The sequence below is a fragment of the Streptomyces colwelliae genome (assembly GCF_048158785.1).
In the GTDB taxonomy this organism is placed as follows: Bacteria; Actinomycetota; Actinomycetes; order Streptomycetales; family Streptomycetaceae; genus Streptomyces.
Genome location: NZ_JBLTJC010000881.1, coordinates 1 through 663, shown reverse-complemented (window position 1 = coordinate 663; position 663 = coordinate 1). Strand labels below are relative to the sequence as shown.

1 protein-coding gene is annotated in these 663 nt (G+C 74.8%); it reads right to left on the bottom strand.

The features are described 5' to 3' along the window. Positions 1-279, bottom strand: a 279-nt coding sequence (locus tag ACNFOC_RS54970) for an AfsR/SARP family transcriptional regulator (protein ID WP_416966392.1), incomplete at its 3' end; no start/stop codon positions are given. Between the last annotated feature and the right edge of the window lie 384 nt (positions 280-663).

The following is a 663-nucleotide window of genomic DNA, read 5'->3' as shown; positions in this document are numbered from 1 at the left end:
CTCCCCTTCCCCTACCTCCCACTCCCGCTGCCGCCGTCCGGGGGCGGCCAGCGCCGCGCCGATCAGCTCGCGAAGCTGCAGGACGTAGGTCTGCAGGGTGGTGCGCGCACTGCGCGGCGGCAGCGCCCCCCACAGCTCCTCGACCAGCGCGGCCACCGGCACCACCTGGTCCGCGTGCAGAGCCAGCAGGCCCAGCACCCGCCGCGGCTTCGGCGCCGTCGGCACGACCGACACACCGTTCACCCGCACCGCCGGCGCGCCCAGCACTTCGATGTCCACACCCAACTCCCCCCACAAAGCCGCCACGACAGCAGACACACGGCCCCGCACCCCGGGACCGCCCAACGCCCCGGCCGTCACAACACCGGAACCCCTCGATAAAAAACAGCACGGACGGTTTGTCAATGCCCGGCTGACGTCCCACTCCGGGAGCGCGCAGACCCAGCCAACCCCGGCCCCGCCGCCAGGACACAGCCGGGACACGGGCAGGACACGGCGCACCGGCCCCCGGGCGGCCGGTGCGGGACACGGAGCGCCGGGCAGGAGGCCGCATGGGGCGAGAGCGCGGCCGAGGGTGCGGTGCGCGTGTACGCGCACCCGATGGAGGCGCGGGGCGCGTGTGCGCGCACACGCTGAGGGTGCGGTGCGCGGGGCTGTCTCTGA